The organism is Sphingopyxis sp. GW247-27LB, from assembly GCF_002277025.1.
Classification (GTDB): Bacteria; Pseudomonadota; Alphaproteobacteria; order Sphingomonadales; family Sphingomonadaceae; genus Sphingopyxis.
In genome coordinates, this window is record NZ_NIWD01000002.1 from 102,147 (window position 1) to 125,831 (window position 23,685).

Annotated in this window: 22 protein-coding genes; 12 read left to right on the forward strand and 10 right to left on the reverse strand. The window is 67.6% G+C overall.

From position 1 onward, the window contains the following. Window positions 1-28: 28 nt before the first annotated feature. The gene (locus CD928_RS00610) at window positions 29-694 is read left to right on the forward strand and encodes an MBL fold metallo-hydrolase (RefSeq protein ID WP_303620931.1); all 666 of its coding nucleotides are present in this window, start codon (window positions 29-31) and stop codon (window positions 692-694) included. A gap of 127 nt (window positions 695-821) precedes the next feature. On the opposite strand, the gene CD928_RS00615 is transcribed toward CD928_RS00610, so the two are convergent. Continuing rightward, on the reverse strand, window positions 822-1,262 hold the full coding sequence (locus CD928_RS00615; protein ID WP_095383511.1) for an MAPEG family protein: 441 nt from the start codon (window positions 1,260-1,262) through the stop codon (window positions 822-824). Between the two features lie 285 nt (window positions 1,263-1,547). Here CD928_RS00615 and rpmF point away from each other — a divergent pair, with 285 nt between their 5' ends. The 5 genes from rpmF to CD928_RS00640 all read left to right on the forward strand — a co-directional run bounded on the left by rpmF (window position 1,548) and on the right by CD928_RS00640 (window position 4,633). Beyond that, window positions 1,548-1,724 carry a 50S ribosomal protein L32 gene (gene rpmF, locus CD928_RS00620; RefSeq protein ID WP_095383514.1) on the forward strand — a complete coding sequence of 59 codons (177 nt, stop codon included), beginning with the start codon at window positions 1,548-1,550 and terminating at the stop codon, window positions 1,722-1,724. A 21-nt stretch (window positions 1,725-1,745) separates the two neighbouring features. Beyond that, the gene (gene plsX / locus CD928_RS00625) at window positions 1,746-2,780 is read left to right on the forward strand and encodes a phosphate acyltransferase PlsX (RefSeq protein ID WP_095383517.1); all 1,035 of its coding nucleotides are present in this window, start codon (window positions 1,746-1,748) and stop codon (window positions 2,778-2,780) included. Next, window positions 2,777-3,742: a beta-ketoacyl-ACP synthase III gene (locus tag CD928_RS00630; RefSeq protein WP_095383520.1), complete on the forward strand. Its 966-nt coding sequence runs from the start codon at window positions 2,777-2,779 to the stop codon at window positions 3,740-3,742. Before plsX ends, CD928_RS00630 begins: the two co-directional genes overlap by 4 nt. A gap of 181 nt (window positions 3,743-3,923) precedes the next feature. Then, the gene (locus CD928_RS00635; protein WP_095383522.1) at window positions 3,924-4,217 is read left to right on the forward strand and encodes an integration host factor subunit alpha; all 294 of its coding nucleotides are present in this window, start codon (window positions 3,924-3,926) and stop codon (window positions 4,215-4,217) included. 14 nt (window positions 4,218-4,231) lie between these two features. Then, on the forward strand, window positions 4,232-4,633 hold the full coding sequence (locus tag CD928_RS00640) for a MerR family transcriptional regulator (RefSeq protein ID WP_095383525.1): 402 nt from the start codon (window positions 4,232-4,234) through the stop codon (window positions 4,631-4,633). Here CD928_RS00640 and CD928_RS00645 read toward each other — a convergent pair. The 4 genes from CD928_RS00645 to CD928_RS00660 form a co-directional block, all read right to left on the reverse strand. Beyond that, window positions 4,630-5,175, reverse strand: a complete 546-nt coding sequence (locus CD928_RS00645) for a histidine phosphatase family protein (RefSeq protein ID WP_095383528.1) — start codon at window positions 5,173-5,175, stop codon at window positions 4,630-4,632. The genes CD928_RS00640 and CD928_RS00645 overlap by 4 nt on opposite strands. A gap of 54 nt (window positions 5,176-5,229) precedes the next feature. After that, the gene (locus CD928_RS00650; protein WP_095383531.1) at window positions 5,230-7,962 is read right to left on the reverse strand and encodes an ATP-dependent DNA helicase; all 2,733 of its coding nucleotides are present in this window, start codon (window positions 7,960-7,962) and stop codon (window positions 5,230-5,232) included. Between the two features lie 99 nt (window positions 7,963-8,061). Then, the gene (locus CD928_RS00655; protein WP_095383534.1) at window positions 8,062-8,904 is read right to left on the reverse strand and encodes a hypothetical protein; all 843 of its coding nucleotides are present in this window, start codon (window positions 8,902-8,904) and stop codon (window positions 8,062-8,064) included. A gap of 236 nt (window positions 8,905-9,140) precedes the next feature. Beyond that, complete coding sequence (locus CD928_RS00660) at window positions 9,141-9,509, reverse strand: PilZ domain-containing protein (protein ID WP_095383537.1); 369 nt, start codon at window positions 9,507-9,509, stop codon at window positions 9,141-9,143. A 106-nt stretch (window positions 9,510-9,615) separates the two neighbouring features. Between CD928_RS00660 and CD928_RS00665 the strand changes: the two genes are divergently transcribed. Both CD928_RS00665 and CD928_RS00670 read left to right on the forward strand, forming a co-directional pair. Continuing rightward, entirely contained in the window at window positions 9,616-11,232 is a 1,617-nt protein-coding gene (locus CD928_RS00665) for a lysine--tRNA ligase (RefSeq protein WP_095385036.1), read from the forward strand. Between the two features lie 115 nt (window positions 11,233-11,347). Then, on the forward strand, window positions 11,348-11,827 hold the full coding sequence (locus tag CD928_RS00670) for an asparaginase domain-containing protein (protein WP_095383540.1): 480 nt from the start codon (window positions 11,348-11,350) through the stop codon (window positions 11,825-11,827). Window positions 11,828-11,830: 3 nt separating this feature from the next. On the opposite strand, the gene CD928_RS00675 is transcribed toward CD928_RS00670, so the two are convergent. After that, window positions 11,831-12,862, reverse strand: coding sequence for a fatty acid desaturase family protein (locus CD928_RS00675; RefSeq protein ID WP_095383543.1), 1,032 nt, complete (start codon window positions 12,860-12,862; stop codon window positions 11,831-11,833). Window positions 12,863-13,029: 167 nt separating this feature from the next. On the opposite strand from CD928_RS00675, the gene CD928_RS00680 reads away from it, so the two are divergent. Further along, window positions 13,030-15,657: an EAL domain-containing protein gene (locus CD928_RS00680; protein ID WP_255246990.1), complete on the forward strand. Its 2,628-nt coding sequence runs from the start codon at window positions 13,030-13,032 to the stop codon at window positions 15,655-15,657. A 64-nt stretch (window positions 15,658-15,721) separates the two neighbouring features. Here CD928_RS00680 and CD928_RS00685 read toward each other — a convergent pair whose 3' ends face one another. The 3 genes from CD928_RS00685 to CD928_RS00695 all read right to left on the reverse strand — a co-directional run bounded on the left by CD928_RS00685 (window position 15,722) and on the right by CD928_RS00695 (window position 18,031). Next, complete coding sequence (locus tag CD928_RS00685; protein ID WP_255246991.1) at window positions 15,722-16,582, reverse strand: RcnB family protein; 861 nt, start codon at window positions 16,580-16,582, stop codon at window positions 15,722-15,724. 111 nt (window positions 16,583-16,693) lie between these two features. Beyond that, window positions 16,694-17,239, reverse strand: coding sequence for a (2Fe-2S)-binding protein (locus CD928_RS00690; protein WP_095383550.1), 546 nt, complete (start codon window positions 17,237-17,239; stop codon window positions 16,694-16,696). 27 nt (window positions 17,240-17,266) lie between these two features. Continuing rightward, entirely contained in the window at window positions 17,267-18,031 is a 765-nt protein-coding gene (locus CD928_RS00695) for a class II aldolase/adducin family protein (RefSeq protein WP_095383553.1), read from the reverse strand. Window positions 18,032-18,309: 278 nt separating this feature from the next. Here CD928_RS00695 and rpsU point away from each other — a divergent pair, with 278 nt between their 5' ends. The 3 genes from rpsU to CD928_RS00710 all read left to right on the forward strand — a co-directional run bounded on the left by rpsU (window position 18,310) and on the right by CD928_RS00710 (window position 21,025). Further along, complete coding sequence (rpsU, locus tag CD928_RS00700; protein ID WP_003047635.1) at window positions 18,310-18,516, forward strand: 30S ribosomal protein S21; 207 nt, start codon at window positions 18,310-18,312, stop codon at window positions 18,514-18,516. A gap of 276 nt (window positions 18,517-18,792) precedes the next feature. Continuing rightward, window positions 18,793-20,235 carry an aldehyde dehydrogenase family protein gene (locus tag CD928_RS00705; RefSeq protein ID WP_095383556.1) on the forward strand — a complete coding sequence of 481 codons (1,443 nt, stop codon included), beginning with the start codon at window positions 18,793-18,795 and terminating at the stop codon, window positions 20,233-20,235. A 25-nt stretch (window positions 20,236-20,260) separates the two neighbouring features. Then, the gene (locus CD928_RS00710) at window positions 20,261-21,025 is read left to right on the forward strand and encodes an SDR family NAD(P)-dependent oxidoreductase (protein ID WP_095383559.1); all 765 of its coding nucleotides are present in this window, start codon (window positions 20,261-20,263) and stop codon (window positions 21,023-21,025) included. 19 nt (window positions 21,026-21,044) lie between these two features. Here the strand turns inward: CD928_RS00710 and CD928_RS00715 are convergent, their stop codons facing one another. Then, the gene (locus CD928_RS00715; RefSeq protein ID WP_176473388.1) at window positions 21,045-23,672 is read right to left on the reverse strand and encodes a glycoside hydrolase family 2 TIM barrel-domain containing protein; all 2,628 of its coding nucleotides are present in this window, start codon (window positions 23,670-23,672) and stop codon (window positions 21,045-21,047) included. Window positions 23,673-23,685 lie beyond the last annotated feature (13 nt).

Here is a 23,685-nt window from a genome sequence, read left to right on the forward strand (position 1 = left end):
CCCGCCGCTTTTCCCCACATCAGCGGCCATGAACGCTCCCAATCCGCCCCTGCGCGCCGCCGTCGTGCCCGTCACCGCCTTTCAGCAGAATTGCACCTTGCTCTGGTGCACCGAGACGAACAAGGCGGCCTTCGTCGACCCCGGCGGCGATCTCGACAAGCTCAAGGAGGCGGTGCGCCAGACCGGGGTCGAGGTCGAGAAGATCCTCGTCACCCATGGTCATATGGACCATTGCGGGCAGGCGGGGGTGCTCGCGAAGGAACTGGGCGTGCCGGTCGAGGGGCCGCACGAGGACGACCGCTTCTGGATCGAGCGGCTCGGCGAGGACGGCGCGCGCTTCGGCATGTCGGGCGAGCCGTTCGAGCCCGACCGCTGGCTCGTCGACGGCGACACCGTCACGGTCGGCAATCTGACGATCGACGTTATCCACACCCCCGGGCATACGCCGGGGCACGTCGTCTTCTATCACCGCCCCTCGAAGCTGGCGATCGTCGGCGACGTCCTGTTCCAGGGCTCGATCGGCCGCACCGATTTCCCGCGCGGCGACCATCAGCAGCTGCTCGCATCGATCACGCAAAAGCTGTGGCCGCTCGGCGACGACACCGTCTTCCTGCCGGGGCACGGCCCGCACAGCAATTTCGCGCAGGAGCGGCGGACCAATCCCTATGTCGGCGATGCGGCGCTCGAAGCGTAGAATTTCCCTTCCCGCAAGCGGGAGGGGCAGCGAGGCTTGCGAGCTTGCTCGCTAGTCGCAGCGGGGTGGGCGGATGCGACGTTGCTGGCCCACCCCCGACCCCTCCCGCCTGCGGGAGGGGAGGCCGTCAGTTCGGAGCGACGGACTCGGTTTCCTGCACTTCGGTCGCGACGATCGTCGTCGGGGTCGTGTAGACCGCGATCAGCGCGGTGATCGCGAGTCCGGCCTGGGTGAGCATGGTGATGGCGGTCCCCGCCATGCGCCCCCACATCATGCCGTCCATGCCCAGCGCGTGGAGGATGCGCCCGACCAGATAGAGCGCGCCGACCGCCCACAGCCAGATCGACGAACCGAGTCCCAGTTCGACGAGAATGAGCAGGATCAGCACGAAGGCGGTGTTCTCGACATAATTGCTGTGCGCGCGCATCCGGCGGATCACCGCCTCGTTGCCGCCGTCGCCGACGAAGATCTTTTCCTTCGTCCGCACCCGGCCGACGCGCGTCGCGAGCCAGATGTTGAGCAGCGCCGCCCCCGCGGCGATCGTCAGGCTGATCGGCAACATCGTCATCGGCTTTCCCCTCCTGCGGTTATCGCATCCGATGTGGCATTGTCGCGCCTCGCGGGCAAGCATTGCCGAGGGGCTTGCCTTTGCGGGCAGAAACGCTATAGCCGCGCCCGATCCGGCACCCGACACCATCAGGCGTTGAGGCACCTTCCGGCGGAAGATTTTCCTGTCCTTTTCGAACGGGAACAGCCTTCGGCGCGGCGGGCGGGCCAGTCGTTTCCGGTAACGGGCACGACAAATCCGGGTTTGCCGATTCGTAACGAACAGTTTGAGAATACAGGATATATCATGGCCGTCCCCAAGCGAAAAACATCGCCCTCGAAGCGCGGCATGCGTCGCAGCCACGACAGCCTGAAGGTCGAAGCCTATCAGGAATGCCCGAACTGCGGCGAGCTGAAGCGTCCGCACAACCTCTGCAACGCTTGTGGCCATTATAACGGCCGCGAAGTGGTGGCCGGCGCTTAAGCCAAGCCGGAGAGTGTCCCGATGAGCCTGACACCGCGAATCGCGATCGATGCGATGGGCGGTGACGTCGGCGTCCGCGTGATGTGCGCGGGCGCGGCGATGGCGCGTCATCAGCACGACGGTCTCCGCTTTCTGCTTGTCGGCGACGAGACGCGGATCAAGACCGCGCTCGACAACCATCCGAACCTGCGCGCGGCGTCGGAGATCATCCACACCGACAAGGTCGTGTCGGGCGAGGACAAGCCGAGCCAGGCGCTCCGCAACGGCCGCGGCAGCTCGATGGGGCTCGCGATCGACGCGCTGAAGCGCGGCGACGCGGGCGGCGCCGTCTCGGCGGGCAACACCGGCGCGCTGATGGCGATGGCGAAGCTAGCCCTCAGGACCATGCCGGGGATCGACCGGCCGGCGCTCGCGGCGCTGCTGCCGTCGCTTGGCGACAACGACGTCGTCATGCTCGACCTGGGCGCCAACACCGATTGCGACGCGACCAACCTCGTCCAGTTCGCGGTGATGGGCGCCGCCTATGCGCGCACCGCGATGGGGCTCGAACGCCCGCGCGTCGCGCTGCTCAACATCGGCACCGAGGAACTCAAGGGCACCGACGAGATTCGCGACGCTGCCGCGATGCTGCGCGGCGCCGAGCATCTGCCGATGGAATTCACCGGTTTCATCGAGGGCGACAAATTGTCGCGCGGCCATGTCGACGTGGTCGTTCACGACGGCTTTTCGGGCAACATCGCATTGAAGACGATCGAAGGGACGGCGCGCTTCGTCACCGACCTGCTCCGCCGCGCCTTCACCTCGTCGGTTCGTTCGAAGATCGGCTTCCTGATCTCGCGCCCGGCGACCGAATTGCTGCGCCACCATCTCGACCCCAATAATCACAATGGCGCCGTGTTCCTCGGCCTCAACGGCGTGGTGCTCAAGAGCCACGGCAGCGCCGACGCGAAGGGCGTCGCCAATGCGGTGCATCTGTGCGCCGAACTCGTCGAAAAGGATATCACGCGTCAGGTGACCGAGGATCTCGCCAATTTCCGCGGGAGTGCCGCGGCATGACCCTTCGCGCCATCCTCGCCGGCACCGGCTCGGCGCTGCCGCGCACGCGCGTCTCGAACGAAGAACTCGCGCGGCGCGTCGATACCAGCGACGAATGGATCGTCGAGCGCACCGGCATTCGCTTCCGCCATATCGCCGAGCCCGACGAGACGACCGCGACGCTTGCCGCCGCCGCGGCGAAGGAAGCGCTGGCCGCCGCGGGGCTCGAGCCATCGGACATCGGGCTGATCATCGTCGCGACCGCGACCCCCGACAATACCTTCCCGGCGAGCGCGACCAAGGTGCAGGCGCTGCTCGGCGCGCCCGACTGCATCGCCTTCGACGTCGCCGCGGTCTGCTCGGGCTTTCTCTACGCGATTTCGGTCGCCGATTCGATGCTGCGCACCGGCGCGGCGAAGCATGCCCTGATCATCGGCTCCGAAACCTTCAGCCGCATCCTCGACTGGGAGGACCGCACGACCTGCGTGCTGTTCGGCGACGGCGCGGGCGCGGTGGTGCTGTCGGCCGAGGAGGTCGCGGACGACCGCGGCATCCTCGCGACGCGGCTCCATGCCGAGGGCCAATATTGCGACATGCTCTATGTCGACGGCGGCCCCTCGACGACGGGAACCGTCGGCCATGTGCGGATGCAGGGGCGCGAGGTGTTCCGCCACGCCGTCACCAATCTCGCCGCCGTGCTCGGCGAGGTTCTGGCCGACGTCGGGCTGTCGGCCACCGACATCGACTGGGTCGTGCCGCACCAGGCGAACAAGCGCATCATCGACGCGACCGCGAAGAAACTCGGCCTTCCCGCCGAGCGCGTCGTGTTGACCGTCGACCAGCACGCCAACACGTCGGCTGCGTCGGTGCCGCTCGCGCTCGACCTCGCGGTGCGCGACGGGCGAATCCGGCGCGGCGACCTCGTCGTGCTCGAGGCGATGGGCGGCGGCTTTACCTGGGGGGCGGCGGTCCTGCGGGTCTGAATCCGGGATACCCGCGGCAACAAGGCCGCGTTTGCGGCGTTCGTCGCTTCAACTTCTCCGTCCATCCGTTTCAGTTTTGCGGATTTATTCGCTTTTGTTACAACTGTGCGCGGGACTCGTGACGGTGGGGGCCTTCCGGGAACCGGCTTCGGTTATCGTTTCAGGAGGGGAAGGGATTAACATGGCTGCAGGAACGCTTACCCGCGCCGACATCGCGGCGCGAATCAACCAGATGGTGGGTCTGTCGCGCAATGAATCGGCGACGATCGTCGAGAGCATCTTGTCGCACATGTCCGACGCGCTGTCCGAAGGCCAGAATGTGAAGATTTCGGGGTTCGGCACCTTCGTGTTGCGCGACAAGGCGCAGCGTATCGGCCGCAATCCCAAGACCGGCATCGAGGTGCCCATCCTTCCACGCCGCGTGATGACCTTTCGCGCCAGCCAGGCGATGCGGGCCCGCGTCGCCGGCAGCTGAGCCGGGGATCGGCCATGCCCGATTTCGACGAGCGCGGCGACGGCAGCAAGGCGGCGGGCGCGATGCTGTCGATCGGCGAGCTTGCTGACCGGATCGGCGTTCCCACCCATGTGCTGCGCTATTGGGAAACCCGCTTTCCCGAGCTTCGGCCGCTGCAGCGCTCGGGCCGCCGCCGCTATTATCGCCCGGGGGATGTCGCGCTCGCCGAGCGTATCCATCATCTGCTGCATGTGAAGGGCTTCACCGTCGAGGGCGCGCGCAAGGCACTGTCGGGCAGCGAAGCGGCTGAACCGGCTGCCGCGCCCGCGCCGCCCCTGGACACTGCGTCGCCGCCGGTGCCTGCCGCGGGCGGCGTGCCGCTCGCGGCGCTCGTCGCGCTTCGCCAGCGGCTGGCCGCGGCGCTCGACGCCGCCTAATCTATCGCGGGTGACAGCGCCGGGTCGAGGTCGCGCGGGCGGATGAACAGCGCGAAGCGCGCCTGTCCCGCCTCGAGCGCGTGCCAATCGTCGATGTCGAGTTCGAGCCGCGCGAGCGCGGAGGTCGGCAGCTTTTCCTCGACCTCGGCGCGCAGCGCATCGCCCGCCGATTCGGGGACCAGCATCAGGATCAGATCCTCGAGCCCGGGATTATGCCCCGCGATCAGCACATGATCGGCGTCGCCGCCGGTGTCGCGGACCACCTCCATCAGCGTCGCCGCCGAGGCGAGATAGATGCGCCGGTCCCAGTGCGGCTCGATAGCCACGAGTCCCGCCGCGGGCTGGAAGATGTCGAGCGTCTCGGTGACGCGCACCGCGGGCGAGGCGACGATGCGTTCGACCGGCAGCCCCTGCCGCTTCAGATATTGGCCGACCAGTTCGGCGCCGCGCCGGCCCCGCGCGTTGATCGGACGGTCGAAATCGCGCTCGACGGGGGCGTCCCAGCCCGATTTGGCGTGGCGCAGGATCGTCAACGTCTTCAAAGTCTCTCCCCACCTGTCGGCGCTGTCCCCGAATCGCCGCCTTGTGCCGCAAACTCATGACGGTGGGAAGGCATATGCGCGGCCGCGCTGCGCGACATTGGCGGCGGCGACATGGTTCACCACCTCGTCGAGCGGCAGGCGGCGGATCGGCGTCCCTTCGGGAAAAGCGCTGAGCAGCCGCGAGGGGAAGGAGGGCGAGAGCATCACGAACTGCCCGAAATCGTCGGCGCGGCGGATCAGCCGGCCGAACGCCTGCGCGATGCGGCCGCGGATCACCATATCGTCATAGGCGCCGCCGCCCTGCGCTGCACGGCGCGCGGCGTGGAGGATTGTCGGGCGCGGCCAGGGCACGCCCTCCATGACGACGAGCCGCAGCGAATCGCCCGGAACGTCGACGCCATCCCTCAAAGCATCGGTGCCGAGCAGCGAGGCGTGCGGATCGGCGCGGAAGATGTCGACGAGCGTGCCGGTGTCGAGCGGGTCGACATGCTGGGCATAGAGCGGCAGGCCCGCGCGCGCGAGGCGGTCGGCGATGCGCGCATGGACGATGCGCAGCCGCCGGATCGCGCTGAACAGGCCGAGCGCCCCGCCGCCCGAGGCCTCGATCAGCCGGCTGTAGGCGCCCGCGAGCGCGGGGAGGTCGCCGCGCGCGATGTCGGTGACGATCAACACCTCCGACTGGCGCGCATAGTCGAAGGGGCTCGCGACGGCGAAATGCCCGACATTGCCGTCCATGTGCCGCGCCCCGGTGCGAATGTCGGCGTCGGCCCAGCCCGCGCCGGCATGATGCCCGCCGCGCAGCGTCGCCGAGGTGACAAGCACGCCCTGCGCCGGGCGGTAGACGATCTCGGCGACCGGGCGCGCGGGGTCGAGCCAGTGGCGATGCAGGCCGCAATCATATTCGCGTCCGTCGAAGCGGTCGACCGCGAGCCAGTCGACGAAGTCGGGGTCGGCGGGCCCGCCGACGCGGCCGAGCAGCGACAGCCACGCGCCCAGCGTATCGATCCGCCTGCCGAGGCTGGCGCGCGCCCCGTCGACGCGCGCGCGCGCCTGTCCGTCGAGCCAGTCGGGCGGGTCCTCGATCAGCGCGTCGAGCCGCTTGCCGAGCGTGAGCAGCGGACGCAACAGCGCCTCGATCGCGTCGCTCGCCGCGGCGGCGGCGCCGACCAGCGCGCCGTCGGGATCGGCGAGTTCGGTTTCGAGGCCATAGCCGCTGTCGGCGCCCTTCGGGTCGGCGCCGCGCGCATAGACCTGCGCGCGCACCGCCGCGAGCAGCCGCTCGATCGCGCCCCACGGCTCGTTCTCGGCGAGCCGCGCGAGCCAGCCGTCGCCGGGCAGCTCGGCGGCGGCGGCGATCGCCATCTGGATCGCCTGCTCGCCCGCCTCGTCATAGCTCGCGACGTCGGCGAGCCGCGCCGCGAGCCCGCGCCGCCGCCCGCGCGACTTGCCCTCGGGCCCCAGGATCCAGCGGCGGATCTCGACCGCCTCTTGCCCCGTCAGCGCCGCGGCGAACATCGAATCGGCGGCGTCCCACAGATGATGGCCCTCGTCGAAGATCAGCCGCGTCGCGGGCCCCCCGCCGTCCCGCGGGCGCGCCGCCTGCACCATCGTCAGCGCATGGTTGGCGATGACGATGTCGGCCTGGGTCGCCGCGCGCGCCGAGCGCTCGATGAAGCATTTGCGGAAATGCGGGCAGCCCGCATAGATGCACTCGCCGCGCCGGTCGGTGAGCGCGGTGGCGCCGTTGCGGCGGAACAGCGCGGGAAGCCAGCCGGGCAGGTCGCCGCCGATCATGTCGCCGTCGCGCGTATAGGCGGCCCAGCGCGCGACGAGCTGCGCGAGGATCGCGGCGCGGCCCGAAAAACCGCCCTGCAGCGCGTCCTCCAGGTTCAGAAGGCAGAGATAATTCTCGCGCCCCTTGCGCACCACGACCTTTTCGCGGTGCGTCGCGGCGTCGGGGTAGAGCTTTTCGGTCTCGCGCGCCAACTGGCGCTGCAGCGCCTTGGTGAAGGTCGAGATGCAGACCGCGCCCGCCGAGGCGTCGATCCACTGCTTGGCGGGGGCGAGATAGCCCAGCGTCTTGCCGATCCCTGTGCCCGCTTCCGCCACCAGCATCTGCGGCGCATCCTTGCGCTCGCGCGGTTCGAAGATGGCGGCGACGGCGCGGGCATAATCCTGCTGGCCGGGGCGGCGCTCGGCGCCGTCGCCGGTCAGCCGGTCGAGCCGCGCCGCGACATCGGCCGCTTCGATACGGATCTGGCGCGGCGCCCCGCGCGGTGGCACCTCCTCCCATTCGGGCAGGCGCGCGAACAGCCAGCGGTCGGCCTTGTCGGGCGTATCGAGCCGCGGCTGGATCAGCGGTGCCCACGGCCAGCGCTGCCGCGCGAGCGCCTGCAGGCTATGCCAGGCGCCCTCGCGCTCGGGCCAGCCCGAATCGCCAAGGCTGTTCAGCATCGCGGCGGCGGCGCGCGGCAGGAAGGCCGCGATCTCGGCCTCTGCCTTCGGCGGATCGATCCCGAGCGCGGCGGCAAAGCCCGCCGGCGTCGGCACCGCGAAGCGCGCGGGATAAAGAAAGGCGAAGAGTTCGAGCAGGTCGAGCCCCGACAGCTCGGGATAGCCCAGCCGGTCGCCGGTCAGCGGCGCGCCGAGCAGCAGGTGCGGAGTCGCCGCGACCGCCGCGATCGCCTCGCCGCGCCCGACCCGCTGCACGCGCCCGGCGGCGTCGGCGATCCAGATACCGACATGGCTCGCATGGATCGCGGGGAGGGGGAGCGGAGCGGACGCCATGTCCCGACGCTAGGGACAAAAGAGGAACGCGGCAAGGGCGGGGCGCCACCTCGATTTCGCTATTCCGGCAAAGCCTATCGGAAAACGCGAGGAGCGGGGTTACTGCGATTTCGCGAACCCGCACTGCGCCTGTTCCATCTCGATCTGCTTGGTGATGCGGCTGGCATTCTCCGCATAGGCTTCCGTCACGGAGCCTTGATTCACGGTCTTTCCAGCGAGCGGACTCACATTCGCGCAAAGATGAAAGACATGCGGTGTCGCGGATTTCTTGGCCCCGTTTTCGGGAGCGATCCAGTACACGACATCCTGACCAGCCGGGTTTTCGGCGTTCTTCGTCGCATCGGCCACCGCGTTTGAATCGCGGGCGATGTCCTGCGCCTGAGCCGCGACCTCGGGTGAACAGGCCGTGGTGGGCTGGCCGGCTTTGATCTGGGCCGCGCACTGGTTCATATCCTGGGTATATTGCTCGACCGACGGCGGATTATAGCTCACCCCGATCAGCGTGGCGACGACAGCCAGGACGGCCCCGACACCCCCGGCGATCTTCTTGTTCTTCGGATCCATATCCTTGTCCATGAAGATCAGGACAACCAGGGGGAGGAAGGCGACCAGGGTGATGATCGCCCCAAGCTGGTTCTGGATAAAGAAGCGGAACTTTTCCGATGCGCGGGCCGGATCGTGCTTGTTGGCCGCCTTCCACATCAAGCTGCCGGCAATCGCAAAGACAGCGATCCCGACCAGAAGCCCTATCAGCAGCCCGAGGTTTCCGTGATCGAACATGTGCCGGTACAGCATGACGATGCCGGCGACCTCGCCGCCGATGGCGACGATCCATGCGATCAGGGCAAAAATTCGAAGACGCTTGGCCGTCGAGGTCTGGGCCTGGGTTGCCTGCCAGTCTTTCGTGACATCGGCCTTTGCGGCCGGATCGTCGTCGGGCATGCTCGGATCTCCCTATCGACATGTCTGCACGATGGACGTCGACCGGAAAGCCTCCGCTGCCTCGCGCACAGCTTCATCGCAAGATCTTCTTCACCCGCTAACTAGCCGACGTGCCTGGCCGGGACCAGAAAAAACGCCGTTGTCGCCTCCTGCCGGATCGCGATCGGCCGGGAATGAGCGCCAGTCGGTGTCCCCGCCTTCGTGGGAATGAGGAAGATCGGGTTTGGTGCTGGGACTCAATTCAGCCCGCGGCGCCCGAAGCCCGTCGGGCGCATCGCCCGGAAAATCTGTCCCGGCTCGACCATCGCCGCGCCGCGCGCGCGTTCGAGCGCCTTGTGGAGCGGGCCGTGGGTCAGTTCATAGGGGAAGCGCACCCCCATGCGGTCGACCTCGGACCACATGACGACGGCATAGACGGTCTGGCCGCCATAATGGATCTCGCACCGCGATCGCGCGGGTAGGCTCGCGCCGTCGATGCGCGCGCCGCCTTCGGAAAGGTCGATGATCCGCCCCTCGACATGGTTGAGGACGCCGTTGACGACGATGTCGAGGTCGACGGTGGTGCGCTTGTGATGGCGCGGCGTGCGGGGCAGGGAGCTGGTCATGCCGCGACGCTACGGCAAAGATGGTAAATTTCGGGTAACCATGATGCGCGGCGTGCGGGCAATTTTGCCTTTCGATTCCGCCCTGCTTGCCGCTATGGGCGCTGCCATGACCGACTTGCACCTTCATCCGTCGCTACGCGAACCCGCGCAAAGCTCCAAGGCCTGGCCGTTCGAGGAAGCGCGCAAGCTGGTCAAACGCTATCCCGATGGCAAGCCGGGCGGCGAGCCGGTGCTGTTCGAGACCGGCTATGGCCCATCGGGGCTGCCGCATATCGGAACCTTCAACGAAGTGCTGCGCACGACGATGGTGCGCCGTGCCTATGAGGCGCTGACCGCCAATGAATCCGGAGTGCCTGCGGCGACGCGGCTCGTCGCGTTCAGCGACGACATGGACGGGCTGCGCAAGGTTCCCGACAATGTGCCGAACGGCGACATGCTGCGCGAATATCTGGGCAAGCCGCTGACGGCGATCCCCGATCCGTTCGGAAAGTATGAAAGTTTCGCGCATCATAACAATGCGATGCTGCGCGAATTTCTCGACCGTTTCGGCTTCGACTATGAATTCGTCAGCTCGACCGAGCGCTACCGGTCGGGGGCGTTCGACGAGGCGCTGAAGAATGTCCTGCGCCACAACCAGGATATCCTCGACATCATGCTTCCGACGCTGCGCGCGGAGCGCGCGGCGACCTATTCGCCGATCCTGCCGGTCAGCCCCAAGTCGGGCATCGTGCTCCAGGTCCCGGTGACGGTGGTCGACGCCGACGCCGGACTCGTGGCGTTCGAGGACGAGGGCGAGACGGTCACGCACAATATCCTGTCGGGCGGCGCCAAGCTGCAGTGGAAGGTCGACTGGGCGATGCGCTGGGTCGCATTGGGCGTCGATTACGAGATGTACGGCAAGGATCTGACCGACAGCGGCGTGCAGTCGGGCAAGATCGCGAAGGCGCTCGGCGGGCGCAAGCCCGAGGGGCTGATCTACGAGATGTTCCTCGACGAAAAGGGCGAGAAGATCTCGAAGTCGAAGGGCAATGGCCTCAGCCTCGAACAATGGCTCGACTATGGCAGCGAGGAAAGCCTTGCCTTCTACATCTATCGCGAACCCAAGTCGGCGAAGCAGCTCCACATCGGGGTGATCCCGAAGGCGGTCGACGAATATCTGCAGATGCGCGGCAATTATCCGGCGCAGGAAGCCGACAAGAAGCTCGGCAACCCGGTGCATCATGTCCATGTCGCGCGCGGCGAGGATATGCCGGATGCGGTGCTGCCGGTCACCTTCGGCCTGCTCCTCAACCTCGTCGGGGTGATGGGCGCCGATGCGTCGAAGGATCAGATCTGGCGCTACCTCGGCCAATATGTCGCGGGCGCGAATGCGGGCAGCTATCCCGAGCTCGACCGGCTGATCGACAATGCGATGGCGTATAACCGCGACTTCGTCGCGCCAACCTTGCAGCGCCGCAAGCCACAGGGCGGCGAGGGCGCGGCCTTGCGCGACCTCGACGACAAGCTCGCGGCGCTCCCCGCCGACGCCTCGGCCGACGATATCCAGAATATCGTGTATGAGATTGGCAAGAACGAAGCCTATGGATTTGAAAATCTTCGCGATTGGTTCAAGGCGCTCTACGAGACCCTGCTCGGGTCGAGCGCGGGCCCGCGCATGGGCAGCTTCATCGCGCTGTTCGGGGTGGAGAATACGCGGCGGCTGATCGCCGAGGCTTTGGCGTGAAACGGAACGTCATTGCGAGCGAAGCGAAGCAATCTCCAACCATCGGCCATGCGCTAGGGCCGAGAGCTGGAGATTGCTTCGTCGCTGCGCTCCTCGCAATGACCAAGGGGTGCTTATGATCGACATCTTCACCACCGGCGGGACGATCGACAAGGTCTATTTCGACGCGCTTTCGGAGTTCCAGATCGGCCCCGCGGCGATCCCCGACATGCTGCGTGAGAATAATGTCCATGTCCCGCATCGCGTCACCCAGCTTATGCGCAAGGACAGCCTCGAGCTTACCGATGCCGACCGCGAGGCGATCCGCGCCGCGGTCGCGGCGAGCGATGCCGCCCGCATCCTCGTCACCCACGGGACCGACACGATGGTCGTCACCGGCCGTGTGCTCGCGGGGATCGCGGGAAAGACGATCGTGATGACCGGCGCGATGCAGCCGGCTTCGGTGCGCGCGAGCGATGCCGAGTTCAACGTCGGCTTCGCGCTCGCCGCGGTGCAGACGCTGCCGCCGGGGGTCTATATCGCGATGAACGGGATGCTCTTCGACCCCGCGACGACGGTAAAGGACCGCGCCGGCGCCCGCTTCGTCGCCGAATAGGGCTCAGCCCAGCGCGGTCACCTGGCGCAGGACCGCGCCGTAGCTGGGCGCGATCGTCATCGCCTCATGCTTGCCCGCGCGGCCGAGCGCGGCGTGGACCTCCGGCAGGCGATAGCAGGGCACGCCCATGAACAAATGATGTTCGGCGTGATAATTGACCCAATAGGGTGCGACCGTCGCCCGCGCGATCCAGCCCGCATGGGTGGTGCGCGCATGGGTGAAGGGGTCCTGGCTCCCCGTCGTCGTGCAGGCGTGCTCGGCGATGTTGCGGATGCGCAGATAGAGCTGGAAAGTCGTCGCGAGCCCCGCGAGCCACAGCAGATAGGGTGTCCACCCATAGAGCAGCAGCGATGCCGCGAGCAGCACTGCCTGGACCAGCAGGAAGCGGCCGACCGCGCGGGTCACCGCCATCGCGCCCGCGACGTCGGCGGTCGGCGACGTCATGCCGTCGTCGGACTGCTTGTTGAACGGCGTGCCCGCCTTCGTCCCGGCGGGGGCCTTTTCCGGCCTTTCGCCGCGCAGCATCGCCTTGAGGCCGGCGATCGCATAGGCGAACTGCGCCATGCGCTGCTTGAAGAAGGTCTGCCCGGTCAGGTCGCGCACGATCTTGCGCGCCAGGCTGGCGCGGGTGGTGGGGAAGGGCTTCGACAGCGAGAGGTCGGGGTCCTCGGGCTGCTGCGTGTATTTGTGATGCTGCAGGTGATAGGTGCGATAGGCGATCAGGTCCGATCCGACCGCGGCGCCGGTGAGCCACTGGCCGAGGAAATTGTTGACCTTGCGGTTCGGGTGGAGCGCGCCATGCGCCGCATCGTGCATCAGGATCGCAAGGCCGAGCTGGCGCCCGCCGACGAGGATTACCGCGAGCAGCCATGCGGCCGGATTGCCCGACCAGGCGGCGAGGCCGATCGCCGCGATGCTGACGATCCAGGCGTGCGCGACTAGCCAGACGCCGCGCCACGACGAAGCGCGCGTCACCGCGGCCCATTCGGTGCGGTCGAAGAAACGGTCGGGCGGCAAGAGGCGGACGGCGGGCATGACTTGGGTATAACAAGTTGCGAACCGAAACCCAACCCCTCCCGATATGGCGCAACAATGGGGGGATTTCGCCTTTCGGAATAAGGATTTGGAAACCCCTTTCTGACAGTGCTCCATCCGGGTCGAACCAGCAGGATCAAGGGATTTTGGCGTCAAAGCGTTCCATAGTGCGACCGCTTTCCGGTGCGGCGTCTTCGGACGAATCGCTGCTCGACTCGCCCGAGTTCGTGACCCGGCTGAGCCGCGTCGCGCAGCTATGGCATTATGTGTTCATCGCGCGGGCGCTCGCCTTCTTCTCCTTTGCCTTCTTTCCCGGCGTCCACGGCTTCCTCGATCATCGCCCGCAATGGCTTGCGATGGCGGTCGGCGTCGGCTGCGATCTCGTCCTGACCGTGCTCGGCCAGATGTCGCGGTCGCGGCCCAGCCTGCCGCCGCGGCGCCTGCGTATCGCGGCGGCGCTGGCGATGGCGCTGGTCGCGCTCGGGACGCTGCTGACCTCGGCGGCGATGTTCGCGGCGACGGCAATGCCCGACGGCAGCTTCTATTTCGACGCCTTCACGGCGATGGTGTTCGGCGCGATCCTCGTCGCCGCCTCGGCGTCGGCGATCGCCCGGCCGGCCTTTTTCGCCTTCGCCGGCGCGGCCGCCTTCGGCGGCGCGATCGGCGTCGCCTCGTGGCCCTTCGCCGTCGCGGGCATGGTCTTTCTGGCGCTGCTGATCGTGATGGTGCGCGAGGATATGCGCCACCAGCGCCGCGCGACGCGCGCGGGACGGCTCGCGGTCAGCGAGCAGCAGCGGGCGCTGAACCTCGTCCGCGATTTCGAGCGCGCGGGGCGCGGCTGGTTCTGGGAAACCGACCGCTACGGCCAGCTCGTCTATATTTCGCCGACCATCGCGGCGAAGCTCGGCCGACCGCTCGCCGAGGTGCTCGGCCGCCCGTTCACCGACATCATCCGCAAGCGGATCGGCAACGACGAGAGCGAGGAGCGGACGCTGGGTTTCAGCCTGTCGTCGCGCACCCCCTTCAACGACCTGACGGTCCAGGCGGCGGTGCCGGGCGAGGAGCGCTGGTGGTCGATCTCGGGCCATCCCATCTCGAACGAGTTCGGCCATTTCTTCGGCTTTCGCGGCAGCGGCACCGACCTGACCGAAAAGAAGAGGTCGGAACGCGAGATCAACCAGCTCGCGCGCTACGACACGCTGACCGGCCTCGCGAACCGGCTGCACATCACCGACCTGCTCGAACGCGCGCTCAAAAACCATATGGGACAGCCGCAGCCCTGCGCGTTGCTGCTGCTCGACCTCGACCGCTTCAAGGCGGTGAACGACACGCTCGGCCATCCGGTCGGCGACCAGCTGCTCCAGCAGGCGGCCGGGCGGCTGACGCAGATCATCGGCGACAAGGGGCAGGTCGGGCGGCTGGGCGGCGACGAGTTCCAGATCGTGCTGCCGCAGATCAATCAGGCCGAAAAGCTCGCGAGCATCGCCAACGCGATCATCCTGAGCCTCGCCAAACCCTTCGCGATCGAGGGCGAACAGGTGCGGATCGGATCGTCGGTCGGCATCGCGGTCGCGGACGGGGAGGCGGTGAGCGCGGCGGCGCTGGTGCGCAACGCCGACCTCGCGCTCTATGCCGCGAAGGATGCGGGGCGCGGTGTCTATCGCTTCTACGCCGACGCGATGCACAACCAGGCGAGCGAGCGCAAGGCGATCGAGGACGCGCTGCGCGACGCGCTGGCGAAGGACGAGCTGAAGCTGCTCTATCAGCCGATCGTCGACGTCGCGCGCGAGCGGATCACGGGCTTCGAGGCGCTGATCCGCTGGCAGCGCGGCGACGGCGACGCGGTCAGCCCGTCGAAGTTCATCCCCATCGCCGAGGAATCGAACCTGATCGTGCCGATCGGCGAATGGATCATCCGCACCGCCTGCGACACGATCGCGCGCATCGGCCCCGGCTATCGCGTCGCGGTCAACGTGTCGCCGCGGCAGTTCGCCAACGACCGGCTGCCCGCGACGATCATGAGCGCGGTGTCGGCGTCGGGCATCGCACCCGAACAGCTCGAACTCGAGATCACCGAAGGGGTCTTCCTCGACGAGAGCGCCGAAAATCTGGAGATGTTCCAGCGATTGAAGCGCACCGGCGTCCGGCTCGCGCTCGACGATTTCGGGACCGGCTATTCGGCGCTCGGCTATCTGAAGAAGGCGCCGTTCGACAAGATCAAGATCGACCAGAGCTTCGTGCTCGGCGCCGCCGACAAGAACAGCATGAACGCGGCGATCATCTCGTCGATCGTCGGCCTCGCGACCGCGCTCGACATGGAGACGACGGCGGAAGGGGTCGAGACCCACGACGACCTCGCGCTCGTCCGCCGGCTCGGGTGCAGCCACGTCCAGGGCTATATCTATGGGCGTCCGATGGACCTCGACGGGATGCTGGCGCTGCTCGGCGAAAGCGGCGGCCAGGTGGTCGCGCAGGGCTATCAGAGCGCGCGCGAGCCGCGCCGCCACATCCTGCGCGCGATCCATGTGATGAGCGGCGGCTATCGCTATGAGGCGATCGTTCGCAACATCTCGTCGGGCGGGGCGCTGATCGAGGGATTGTGGAACGTGCCGCCCGGCACGCCGCTGACGCTCGAATTCGGGCCCGGAATGCGGCTCGACGCCGTAGCGCGCTGGTCGAACGACAATCGGGTCGGAGTGCGCTTCGCCGACGCGATCGAGATCGAGGCGCTGATCGGACAGGCGGGACAGGGCCGATCGTCGGCCCCGCGCCGCCGTGCCAATCGCGCGGCCTGAGCGTTACAAAAGAAGGGCCGGCAAGGCCGGCCCTCCAGTTGGCTTCCGGTAACCGAAAGGAATATTACCAGAAGAAGTCGTAGATGACGTCGACCACCTGACCCGAGTAGACATCGACGAGCAGCGCGTCGTCATAATAACGAATCCAGCGGTAATTGCCGTAGGCCGGCGGCAGGCGATAATACCAGGGATCGTTGATCCAGTAGCGCTGGCCGTAATAGAGCGACCCCAGCGTGAAACCGATGCTGAACCGCGTATAGCGATGGTTGCGATACGGCGAATAATAGCGCGGCATGCGGTAATAGCTGCGGTGCGAATTGCGGTAGTCCCGCCAGTCGTAGCGGCGGTCATGGCGCCAGTCGCGGCTCCAGTTGCGCCGGTCGTTGTCGCGGTAGCGGCGGTTATCGTTGCGGTCCCACCGGCGGTTGTCGTTCCGATCCCAGCGGCGATTGTCGTTGCGGTCGTAGCGCCGGTTATCGTTGCGGTTCCAGCGGTTGTCGTTCCGGTCTCGATCATAGCGCCGGTCGACCTGGCCGTTGCGGTTGCGGTCCCACTGACGGTCGGGGCGGCCGTCGCGGTTGCGGTCGTAGCTGCCGCCGCGGCGCTGCGTCTGCTGGGTGCGCTGGCGGTCGCGCCAGCGATTGTCGCGCTCGCTGCGCTGCGGGCGCTGAACCTGCTGACGTTGCACCTGCGGGCGCTGCGACCGGTCGCGCTGGACCTGCGGGCGTTGCCGCTGGACTTGCGGTCGCGGTGCGCGCTCGCGCTGGACGCGAGCCTCGCCGCGACGGCCTTCCGAGCCGCGGTGGCCGCGTTCGCCGCCGCGCTGCGCCACCTGCACGCCCGCACTGTCGGGTCGCGCGAAGGCGGGGCCCAGCGGGGTCAGGATCGTTGCTGCCATCAGCAACCCTCCGAACATCTTCTTCATGTCGCCAGTCTCCAATCCATGTCCCGCATACTGGAGGCGCCAGTCGGGATGATGGAGCGATTCCTACGCCCCGCAAGATGAGTCGGTGCTGACCGGGGCGTTGTCTGCGGTTCAGCTTCCGCGCGGCGGGCGCATCGCGGGGACCGCGCGCGCGGCGTCCTCGGGCCGGATGCCCGGCGGCGGCGCGGCGGCGACCCGTTCCTCTCCGCGCAGCACGCGCCCGGCGAGGCGGATCGCGCCGCGAATGCGCGGATAGGTGCCGCAGCGGCAGATATTGGTCATCGCCGCGTCGATCTCGGCATCGCTGGGATTGCTGTTGGTGCGCAGCAGCGCGGCGGCCGCCATGATCATTCCCGACTGGCAGAAACCGCATTGCGGCACCTGCTCGGCGACCCACGCCTGCTGCACCGGATGGCTGCGGTCGCGCGACAGGCCCTCGATGGTGGTGACGAAGCGCCCCTCGCATTCGGCGATGGTGACCAGGCAGCTGCGGATCGCCTCGCCGTCGATGTCGACGGTGCAGGCGCCGCAATCGCCGGTGCCGCAGCCATATTTGGTGCCGGTCAGGTTCGATGCGTCGCGCAGCGCCCACAAAAGGGGCGTTTCGGGCTCCATCCGATATTCGACCGGCCGGTCGTTGACCGAGAATTTCGTCATGCGGGTCTGATGGACCGGTTTGACGGATTAGTCACGCCAGCTTGTGTCGATCTTGTCGACCTTGCGCACCATCGCGTCGAATTCGGCCTTGCCGGCCTGTCCGGGGATCGAGGCCATGAACAGGTCGCGCTGGTGGACCGCGATCACTTCGTCCGGAACGACGATCGGCTTGCCCATGCTCATGGTCGCGAGCTGGATCTCGCACGCGCGCTGGAGCGCCCAATATTTGATGAAGGCTTCGGTCAGCGTCTTGCCCATCACGACGGGACCGTGATTCCTCAGCATCAGGATGCGCTTGTCGCCGAGGTTCTGGACGAGGCGCTCGCCCTCCTCCTCGCGCACCGTCACGCCCTCGAAATCATGATAGGCGAGCTGGCCGGCGAAGTTGCAGGCATAGAAATTGACCGGCTGCAGCCCGCCTTCGAGCGCGCAGACCGCGGTCGTCGCGGTGGTGTGCGTGTGGATGATCGCGTGGGCGTCGGGCAGGACGCGATGGAACAGGCTATGCTGGACGAAGCCCGCCTTGTTGACGTGCCAGGGATTGTCGGCGTCGACCTTGTTGCCGTCGATGTCGATCTTGATCAGGCTCGACGCGGTGACCTCGCTGAAATGCATGCCATAGGGGTTGATCAGATAGCTGCCCTCCTCGTCGGGCACCTTCACCGTGATATGGTTGAAGATCATCTCGTCCCAGCCCATCATCGCGAAGATGCGATAGCAGGCGGCGAGTTCCTGCCGCGCCGTCCATTCGGCTTCGCTATATTTGCTGTTGCGCTTGAGCTGGGTCGCCATGGCCTGTCCCTCGTCCTGATGTTAGTTTCGTCCTGCTACCTATGCCACAAGGCAAGGGGCGGGCACAATCCCGGCAGGGCGCTGGGCGGTTCGATGGCGCGCTGGCGGCAGTTCGCCGCGCGGGGCTTGCATTTTGCCGCGAATCTCTTTAGTCGGCGCTTCATCGGAACGTCGCGCTTTCGCGGCGCTCTTTTTATTGCCCGAATATCGGCGGTTTACGGCAGACCGGAGCATCCGGCGGCCCAGATCGTTTGGACGAACAGGAGACGACACGGCGTATGCAGATCATCGTTCGCGACAATAATGTCGACCAGGCCCTTCGCGCGCTCAAGAAGAAGCTGCAGCGTGAGGGCGTGTATCGCGAAATGAAGCTGCGCCGTCACTACGAGAAGCCCAGCGAAAAGCGTGCGCGCGAACGCGCCGCCGCTGTCCGCCGCGCCCGCAAGATGGAGCGCAAGCGGATGGAGCGCGACGGGATCAAGTAAGACCCGTTTCCCGTTCGGGATCCTGATCGTGAAAAGGGCGCCGCGGCAACGCGGCGCCCTTTTTCGTTGCCCTCGAAGCGCGGATGGCGGCGGGAGTCGACGGTGGACGCGCCTGCGAAGCCAGGGTCGGGTCGATGGCGATCCCGGGGCCTGCGCTATATAATCATATAATAACGTGATTTACACAGCGCCTGTCGAGCCTGTATAGCCGGGACAGACGGCGAGGTGCACCCCCGCCCATTCGCCCCCAGCCCGCCACCGGTCAGCGAGGATCGCATGCAGCTCACCCATTTCATCGGCGGCAAGCCCGTCGCCGCCGACACGCCGTTCGAGAGCCTGAACCCTTCGAACACCGACGAGATCGTCGCCACCTATCCCGCCGGCGGCGCGGCCGAGGTCGATGCGGCGGTCGAGGCCGCGACCGCCGCCTTCCCGGCCTGGTCGCAGGCGTCGCCCGAGCTGCGCTCCGATCTGCTCGACCGCGTCGGGACCGAGCTGTTCGCACAGGCGGCCGCGCTCGGCGAGCTGCTCGCGCGCGAGGAAGGCAAGACCCGCGCCGAGGCGACGGGTGAAGTGCTGCGCGCCGCGCGCATCTTCAAATATTTCGCGGGCGAGGCGCCGCGCCGCCACGGCCAGACGCTCGAATCGACGCGCCCCGGCGTCGACGCCGCGACGTATCGCGAGGCGGTCGGCGTGTTCGGCCTGATCACCCCGTGGAATTTCCCGATCGCGATCCCGGCGTGGAAAGCCGCGCCCGCGCTCGCCTTCGGCAACACTGTCGTCATCAAGCCCGCCAACGCGACCCCGGCGATCGCCCACGCGCTCGCGGCGATCATCCACGAAGCCGCCGACAGCCTGAAGGCGCCGGCCGGCATCTTCAACCTGGTGCTCGGCCAGGGCGGGGTCGGCGCGGCGATCGCCGACCATCCCGGTATCGCGGGGGTCAGCTTCACCGGATCGCAGGCGGTCGGCGCCAAGGTCGGCATGGCCGCGATGGCGCGGCAGGCACGGGTGCAGATGGAGATGGGCGGCAAGAATCCGCTCGTCATCCTCGCCGACGCCGATCTGGACAAGGCGGTGGCCATCGCGCTCGACGGCGGTTTCTTCCAGACCGGCCAGCGCTGCACGGCGTCGAGCCGCGTGATCGTCGAGGACGCGATCCACGATCGCTTCGTCGCCGCGCTCGCCGAACGCGCGCGGGCGCTGAAGGTCGGCGCCGCGCTCGACCCCGATACCCAGGTCGGTCCGGCGGCGAGCGAGCAGCAGTTCGAACAGAACCGCCATTATGTCGAACTCGCCCAGCAGGAGGGCGGCCGGCTCGTCACCGGCGGCGAGGCGTTGCGGCTCGCGGCGCCCGGCTATTATATGAGCCCGGCGCTGATCGCCGACACCGATCCCGCGATGCGGATCAACCAGGAGGAGGTGTTCGGCCCTGTCGTCTCCACCGTGCGCGTCAACTCTTACGAGGAAGCGCTCGCGCTGGCCAACCAAGGGAATTTCGGACTGTCGGCGGGCATCGTCACGACCTCGCTCAAGCACGCGCGCCATTTCCGCCGCAATGTCCGCGCGGGGATGGTCATGGTCAACCTGCCGACCGCCGGAGTCGACTATCACGTCCCCTTCGGCGGCACGCGCGGGTCGAGCTATGGTCCGCGCGAACAGGGTTTTGCCGCGGTCGAATTCTACACGCAGATGAAGACCGTCTATACCGCCGACTGACGGCGGCGCCGACGAGGAGGAAGTCATGGCCGATCTTGCGTCGCCCTTCGGTCTCTCCGGCCATCATGCGCTGATCACCGGCGGCGGCAGCGGGATCGGCCTCGCGGCGGCGCGCTGCATGCGCGATGCCGGGGCGGCGGTTACGATCGTCGGGAGCGACGCGGCGAAGCTGAGCCGCGCTAAGGCCGAGCTGGGTGACGTGTCGGCGGTGGCGTTCGACGTCACCGCGGTCGATGCGGCGGAGGATTTCGCCGCGCGCGTCGCCGATAGGCATGGTCCGGTATCGGTTCTGGTCAACAATGCCGGCAACACGGTCAAGAAGCCGCTCGACGCGATGACGCCCGCCGATTTCCAGTCAGTGCTCGACGTCCATGTTTCGGGTGCCTTCGCGCTCACCCGCGCCTTCCTGCCTCAGATCGCCGCGCAGGACGCGGGGTCGGTGCTGTTCACCGCGTCGATGGCGTCGTTCCTCGGCATCCCCGAGATCGCGGGCTATTCGGCGGCGAAGGCGGCGCTCGTCGGCCTGACGCGCTCGCTGGCGACCGAGCTGGCGCCGCGCGGCGTGCGCGTCAACGCGGTCGCGCCGGGCTGGATCGACACGCCGCTGTTCCGGAGCGCGAGCGCGAAAGACCCCGCGCGCGTCGACCGGATCAACCGGCGCATCCCAATGGGCCGCTTCGGCACGCCCGAGGAGATCGGGCTGGCGATGGTCTATCTCGCCTCCCCCGCCGCCGCCTATGTCACCGGGCAGGTGCTGGCGGTCGACGGCGGCGCGCTCCACGCCTTCTGACGCGCCCCAGGTCCTGACCCTAGTCGGCGACGATATCGACCGCCGAGACGATCGGTTCGCCGACCCGCTTTGCAAAGTCGATCGTCAGCATCCCGTCCGACACGCTCGCCGGCAGGACGATCGTCGCCGCCTTCAGCTTTCCCTTGCCGAGCGCGAAGGGGTCGACCCCGCGTCGCGTGGCGCCGCCGCTGACCGCGACGTCGAACACGCGCTTGCCCGCGGTGTCCTCGGCCGGCTCGAAGAGATGGAGCGTCACGCGGTAGCTGCCGTTGGCGACGGGAACGCGGTAGGCGGCGATGCCGCTGCGGTAATTCTCGTAGAGAGCGGGCGCGTCGGTCCCGGTCACCTGCAGCACCGGGTCCTGCTTCTCGCTGCCCGGCGCGGCATAGATCTCGCGGCGGAAGCGGTTGAGCGGCGCGCCCTTGCCGCCCTCGAAATAATTGTCCGAGCCATAGCGGACGCCGCCCACCACCGTGCCGGTCAGCGTGCCGCTGCGGATATGGACGTCGTTTGCGCCGCCGTCGTAACGCCATTCGGCGCTGTCGCGCACCGATCCCGCCTCGGCGACGAGGTTGTTCGCGCCCGCATCGAGCCGGACGGATTTCCACACGCAAACCGCGTCGATGCAATTCGTCCAGCCGATGTCGCGGCCGTTGACCGACAGGCGCGCGCGCGGCTGGTTCGAATAGGCGCGCACGTCGATGCTGCGATAGGCGCGGTCGGTGTAGCGCTTGCCGGTCAGGTGCAGCACCGGCACGTCGGTCCGCCACGCGGCCTGATAGAAATAATAGGCGTCCTTCTTCACCTTGCGGTCGAAGCTGACCAGCCCCTTGGTATTGACGTCGGTGGTGTCGCCTTCTTCGCGCACCTCGCTCGCGGCGTCGAACATCTGCCAGACCCATGCGCCATAGAGCCACTCGAGCCCCTTGATCTGCGCCCACGAGCGCTCGTGGATATAGCTTTCGATCTCTTCGGGCTGCGGGCGCGACACGTTCATGACCTTGCCGCCATGGACGTTGTCGGTGTGCTGGCTGAGCGCGCCGCCGCCGCCATATTCGCCGAGCGAAACGGGCAGGCCGGGGAATTTGCGATGCAATTCGGTCAGATGCGCGGCGAGATCCTCGACCTCGTCGACATAGCCCTTGCCGTACCAGCCGATATAGCGGTTGAAGCCGACGGTATCGGCGATGCCGGTCAGGATCGGGCGGTCGTCATCCTCGCCCGGCAACGGCTCGCAGCAGGTCGCCATCGTCGTCGGGCGCGTCGGGTCCTCGCGTTTGGCGAGCGCGTTCAGCGCCTCCATCAGCGGCCGCGGGTTGGACGGGGTCAGTCCCTTCCAGCTCCAGTTGGTGACCTCGTTGCCGATCGACCACATCGCGACCGAGGGATGGTTGTAATTCTGCCGGATCAGTTCGGTGAGCTGCATCTGGGCATTGGCGAGCATTTCGGGCGGCGTGTCCTTCACCCCCTTGGGCGCGGTCTGGTTGACGAGGCCGAGTTCGGCCCACAGGATCATGCCGGTGCTGTCGGCGAGGTCATAGAAGGGCGTCGCCTGATTATAGTGCGACAGCCGCACCGTATTGGCGCCGAGGTCGCGGATCAGCTTCATATCCTCTTCATGGTCGGCCTGGTCGAGCGCCCAGCCCTTGGCATAGCGGTCCTGGTGGCGCGACACGCCATGGAGCTTGAGCGGCTTGCCGTTGAGGAAAAAGCCCTTTTCGGCGTCGATGGCGATGGTGCGGATGCCCAGCGGCTGTTCGACCCGGTCGATCAGCCGTCCCTTCGCGTCGCGAACCTCGGCCAGGATGCGATAGAGATAAGGGTCGGCGAGCCCGTCCCAGCGATGCGGATCGGCGACGCGCAGCCGCGTCTCGTCGCTGGCGACCGTGTCGGCGGCGAGCGGCATCTTGCGGTCGCTGCGCGCGACCGCCTTTCCATCGGCGTCGAGGATGGTCACCCGCAGCCGCGCCTCGGCCGCCTTCGCGCCGTCGTTCGCGAGGCGCGTGCGCACCACGACCTCGGCCCCCGCCGCGTCGAGCGCGGCGACATGGCCGTAAACGCCGGGGCCGCCATGATCCATCAGGTCGATATGGACGGGATCGACGGCGATCTGCGTCACCGGGCGATAGAGGCCGCCGAACATCATGAAGTCGCCCGACAGCGGCACGACATGCCATGTCGCGCTGCCCGGATCGGGCTTGCTGTTGTCGGTCCGCACCGCCAGCACATTGTCGCAGCCGGGCCGCATCGCCGCGGTCGCGTCGAGGCGAAAGCGCGAGAAGGCGCCCTCGTGGCGGCCGAGCTTGACGCCGTTCAGCCAGACGTCGGCGACGATGCTCGCCGCGTCGAATTCGAGGAAGCTGCGCTTGCCCGCCGCGGGCGCGCAGAGGGGGCGGCGATACCAGCCCATGCCGCGGTCGGCGTCGATCGTCGCGTCGCGGGCCATGCCGGGATTGCCGAGCCGGTTCCACGTGTGCGGCACCGCGACCTTCGCCCAGCCTTTATCGTCGAAGCCCGGCTGCACGGGAGATTCGTCGGCGATGCCGAAGTCGAAGGACCAGCCGTCGGCAAGCGCCTGCGTCTCGCGCGCCTCGGCGGGCATCGCCGCCGCCAGGGCCAGAACCGAAATCGTCGCGATCCACCGCACATCCATCTCCCGC

Bases quoted from the DNA above. Each gene is read 5' to 3' on its own strand.
- CD928_RS00710 (WP_095383559.1), top strand. From the start codon at position 20,261: ATGGCCGATCTTGCGTCGCCCTTCGGTCTCTCCGGCCATCATGCGCTG.
- CD928_RS00615 (WP_095383511.1), bottom strand. From the start codon at position 1,262: ATGACGATGTTGCCGATCAGCCTGACGATCGCCGCGGGGGCGGCGCTG.
- rpsU (WP_003047635.1), top strand. From the start codon at position 18,310: ATGCAGATCATCGTTCGCGACAATAATGTCGACCAGGCCCTTCGCGCG.
- CD928_RS00640 (WP_095383525.1), top strand. From the start codon at position 4,232: ATGCCCGATTTCGACGAGCGCGGCGACGGCAGCAAGGCGGCGGGCGCG.
- CD928_RS00705 (WP_095383556.1), top strand. From the start codon at position 18,793: ATGCAGCTCACCCATTTCATCGGCGGCAAGCCCGTCGCCGCCGACACG.
- CD928_RS00670 (WP_095383540.1), top strand. From the start codon at position 11,348: ATGATCGACATCTTCACCACCGGCGGGACGATCGACAAGGTCTATTTC.
- CD928_RS00690 (WP_095383550.1), bottom strand. From the start codon at position 17,239: ATGACGAAATTCTCGGTCAACGACCGGCCGGTCGAATATCGGATGGAG.
- CD928_RS00630 (WP_095383520.1), top strand. From the start codon at position 2,777: ATGACCCTTCGCGCCATCCTCGCCGGCACCGGCTCGGCGCTGCCGCGC.
- CD928_RS00685 (WP_255246991.1), bottom strand. From the start codon at position 16,582: ATGAAGAAGATGTTCGGAGGGTTGCTGATGGCAGCAACGATCCTGACC.
- CD928_RS00655 (WP_095383534.1), bottom strand. From the start codon at position 8,904: ATGCCCGACGACGATCCGGCCGCAAAGGCCGATGTCACGAAAGACTGG.
- CD928_RS00665 (WP_095385036.1), top strand. From the start codon at position 9,616: ATGACCGACTTGCACCTTCATCCGTCGCTACGCGAACCCGCGCAAAGC.
- CD928_RS00650 (WP_095383531.1), bottom strand. From the start codon at position 7,962: ATGGCGTCCGCTCCGCTCCCCCTCCCCGCGATCCATGCGAGCCATGTC.
- CD928_RS00660 (WP_095383537.1), bottom strand. From the start codon at position 9,509: ATGACCAGCTCCCTGCCCCGCACGCCGCGCCATCACAAGCGCACCACC.
- plsX (WP_095383517.1), top strand. From the start codon at position 1,746: ATGAGCCTGACACCGCGAATCGCGATCGATGCGATGGGCGGTGACGTC.
- rpmF (WP_095383514.1), top strand. From the start codon at position 1,548: ATGGCCGTCCCCAAGCGAAAAACATCGCCCTCGAAGCGCGGCATGCGT.
- CD928_RS00610 (WP_303620931.1), top strand. From the start codon at position 29: ATGAACGCTCCCAATCCGCCCCTGCGCGCCGCCGTCGTGCCCGTCACC.
- CD928_RS00635 (WP_095383522.1), top strand. From the start codon at position 3,924: ATGGCTGCAGGAACGCTTACCCGCGCCGACATCGCGGCGCGAATCAAC.
- CD928_RS00695 (WP_095383553.1), bottom strand. From the start codon at position 18,031: ATGGCGACCCAGCTCAAGCGCAACAGCAAATATAGCGAAGCCGAATGG.
- CD928_RS00675 (WP_095383543.1), bottom strand. From the start codon at position 12,862: ATGCCCGCCGTCCGCCTCTTGCCGCCCGACCGTTTCTTCGACCGCACC.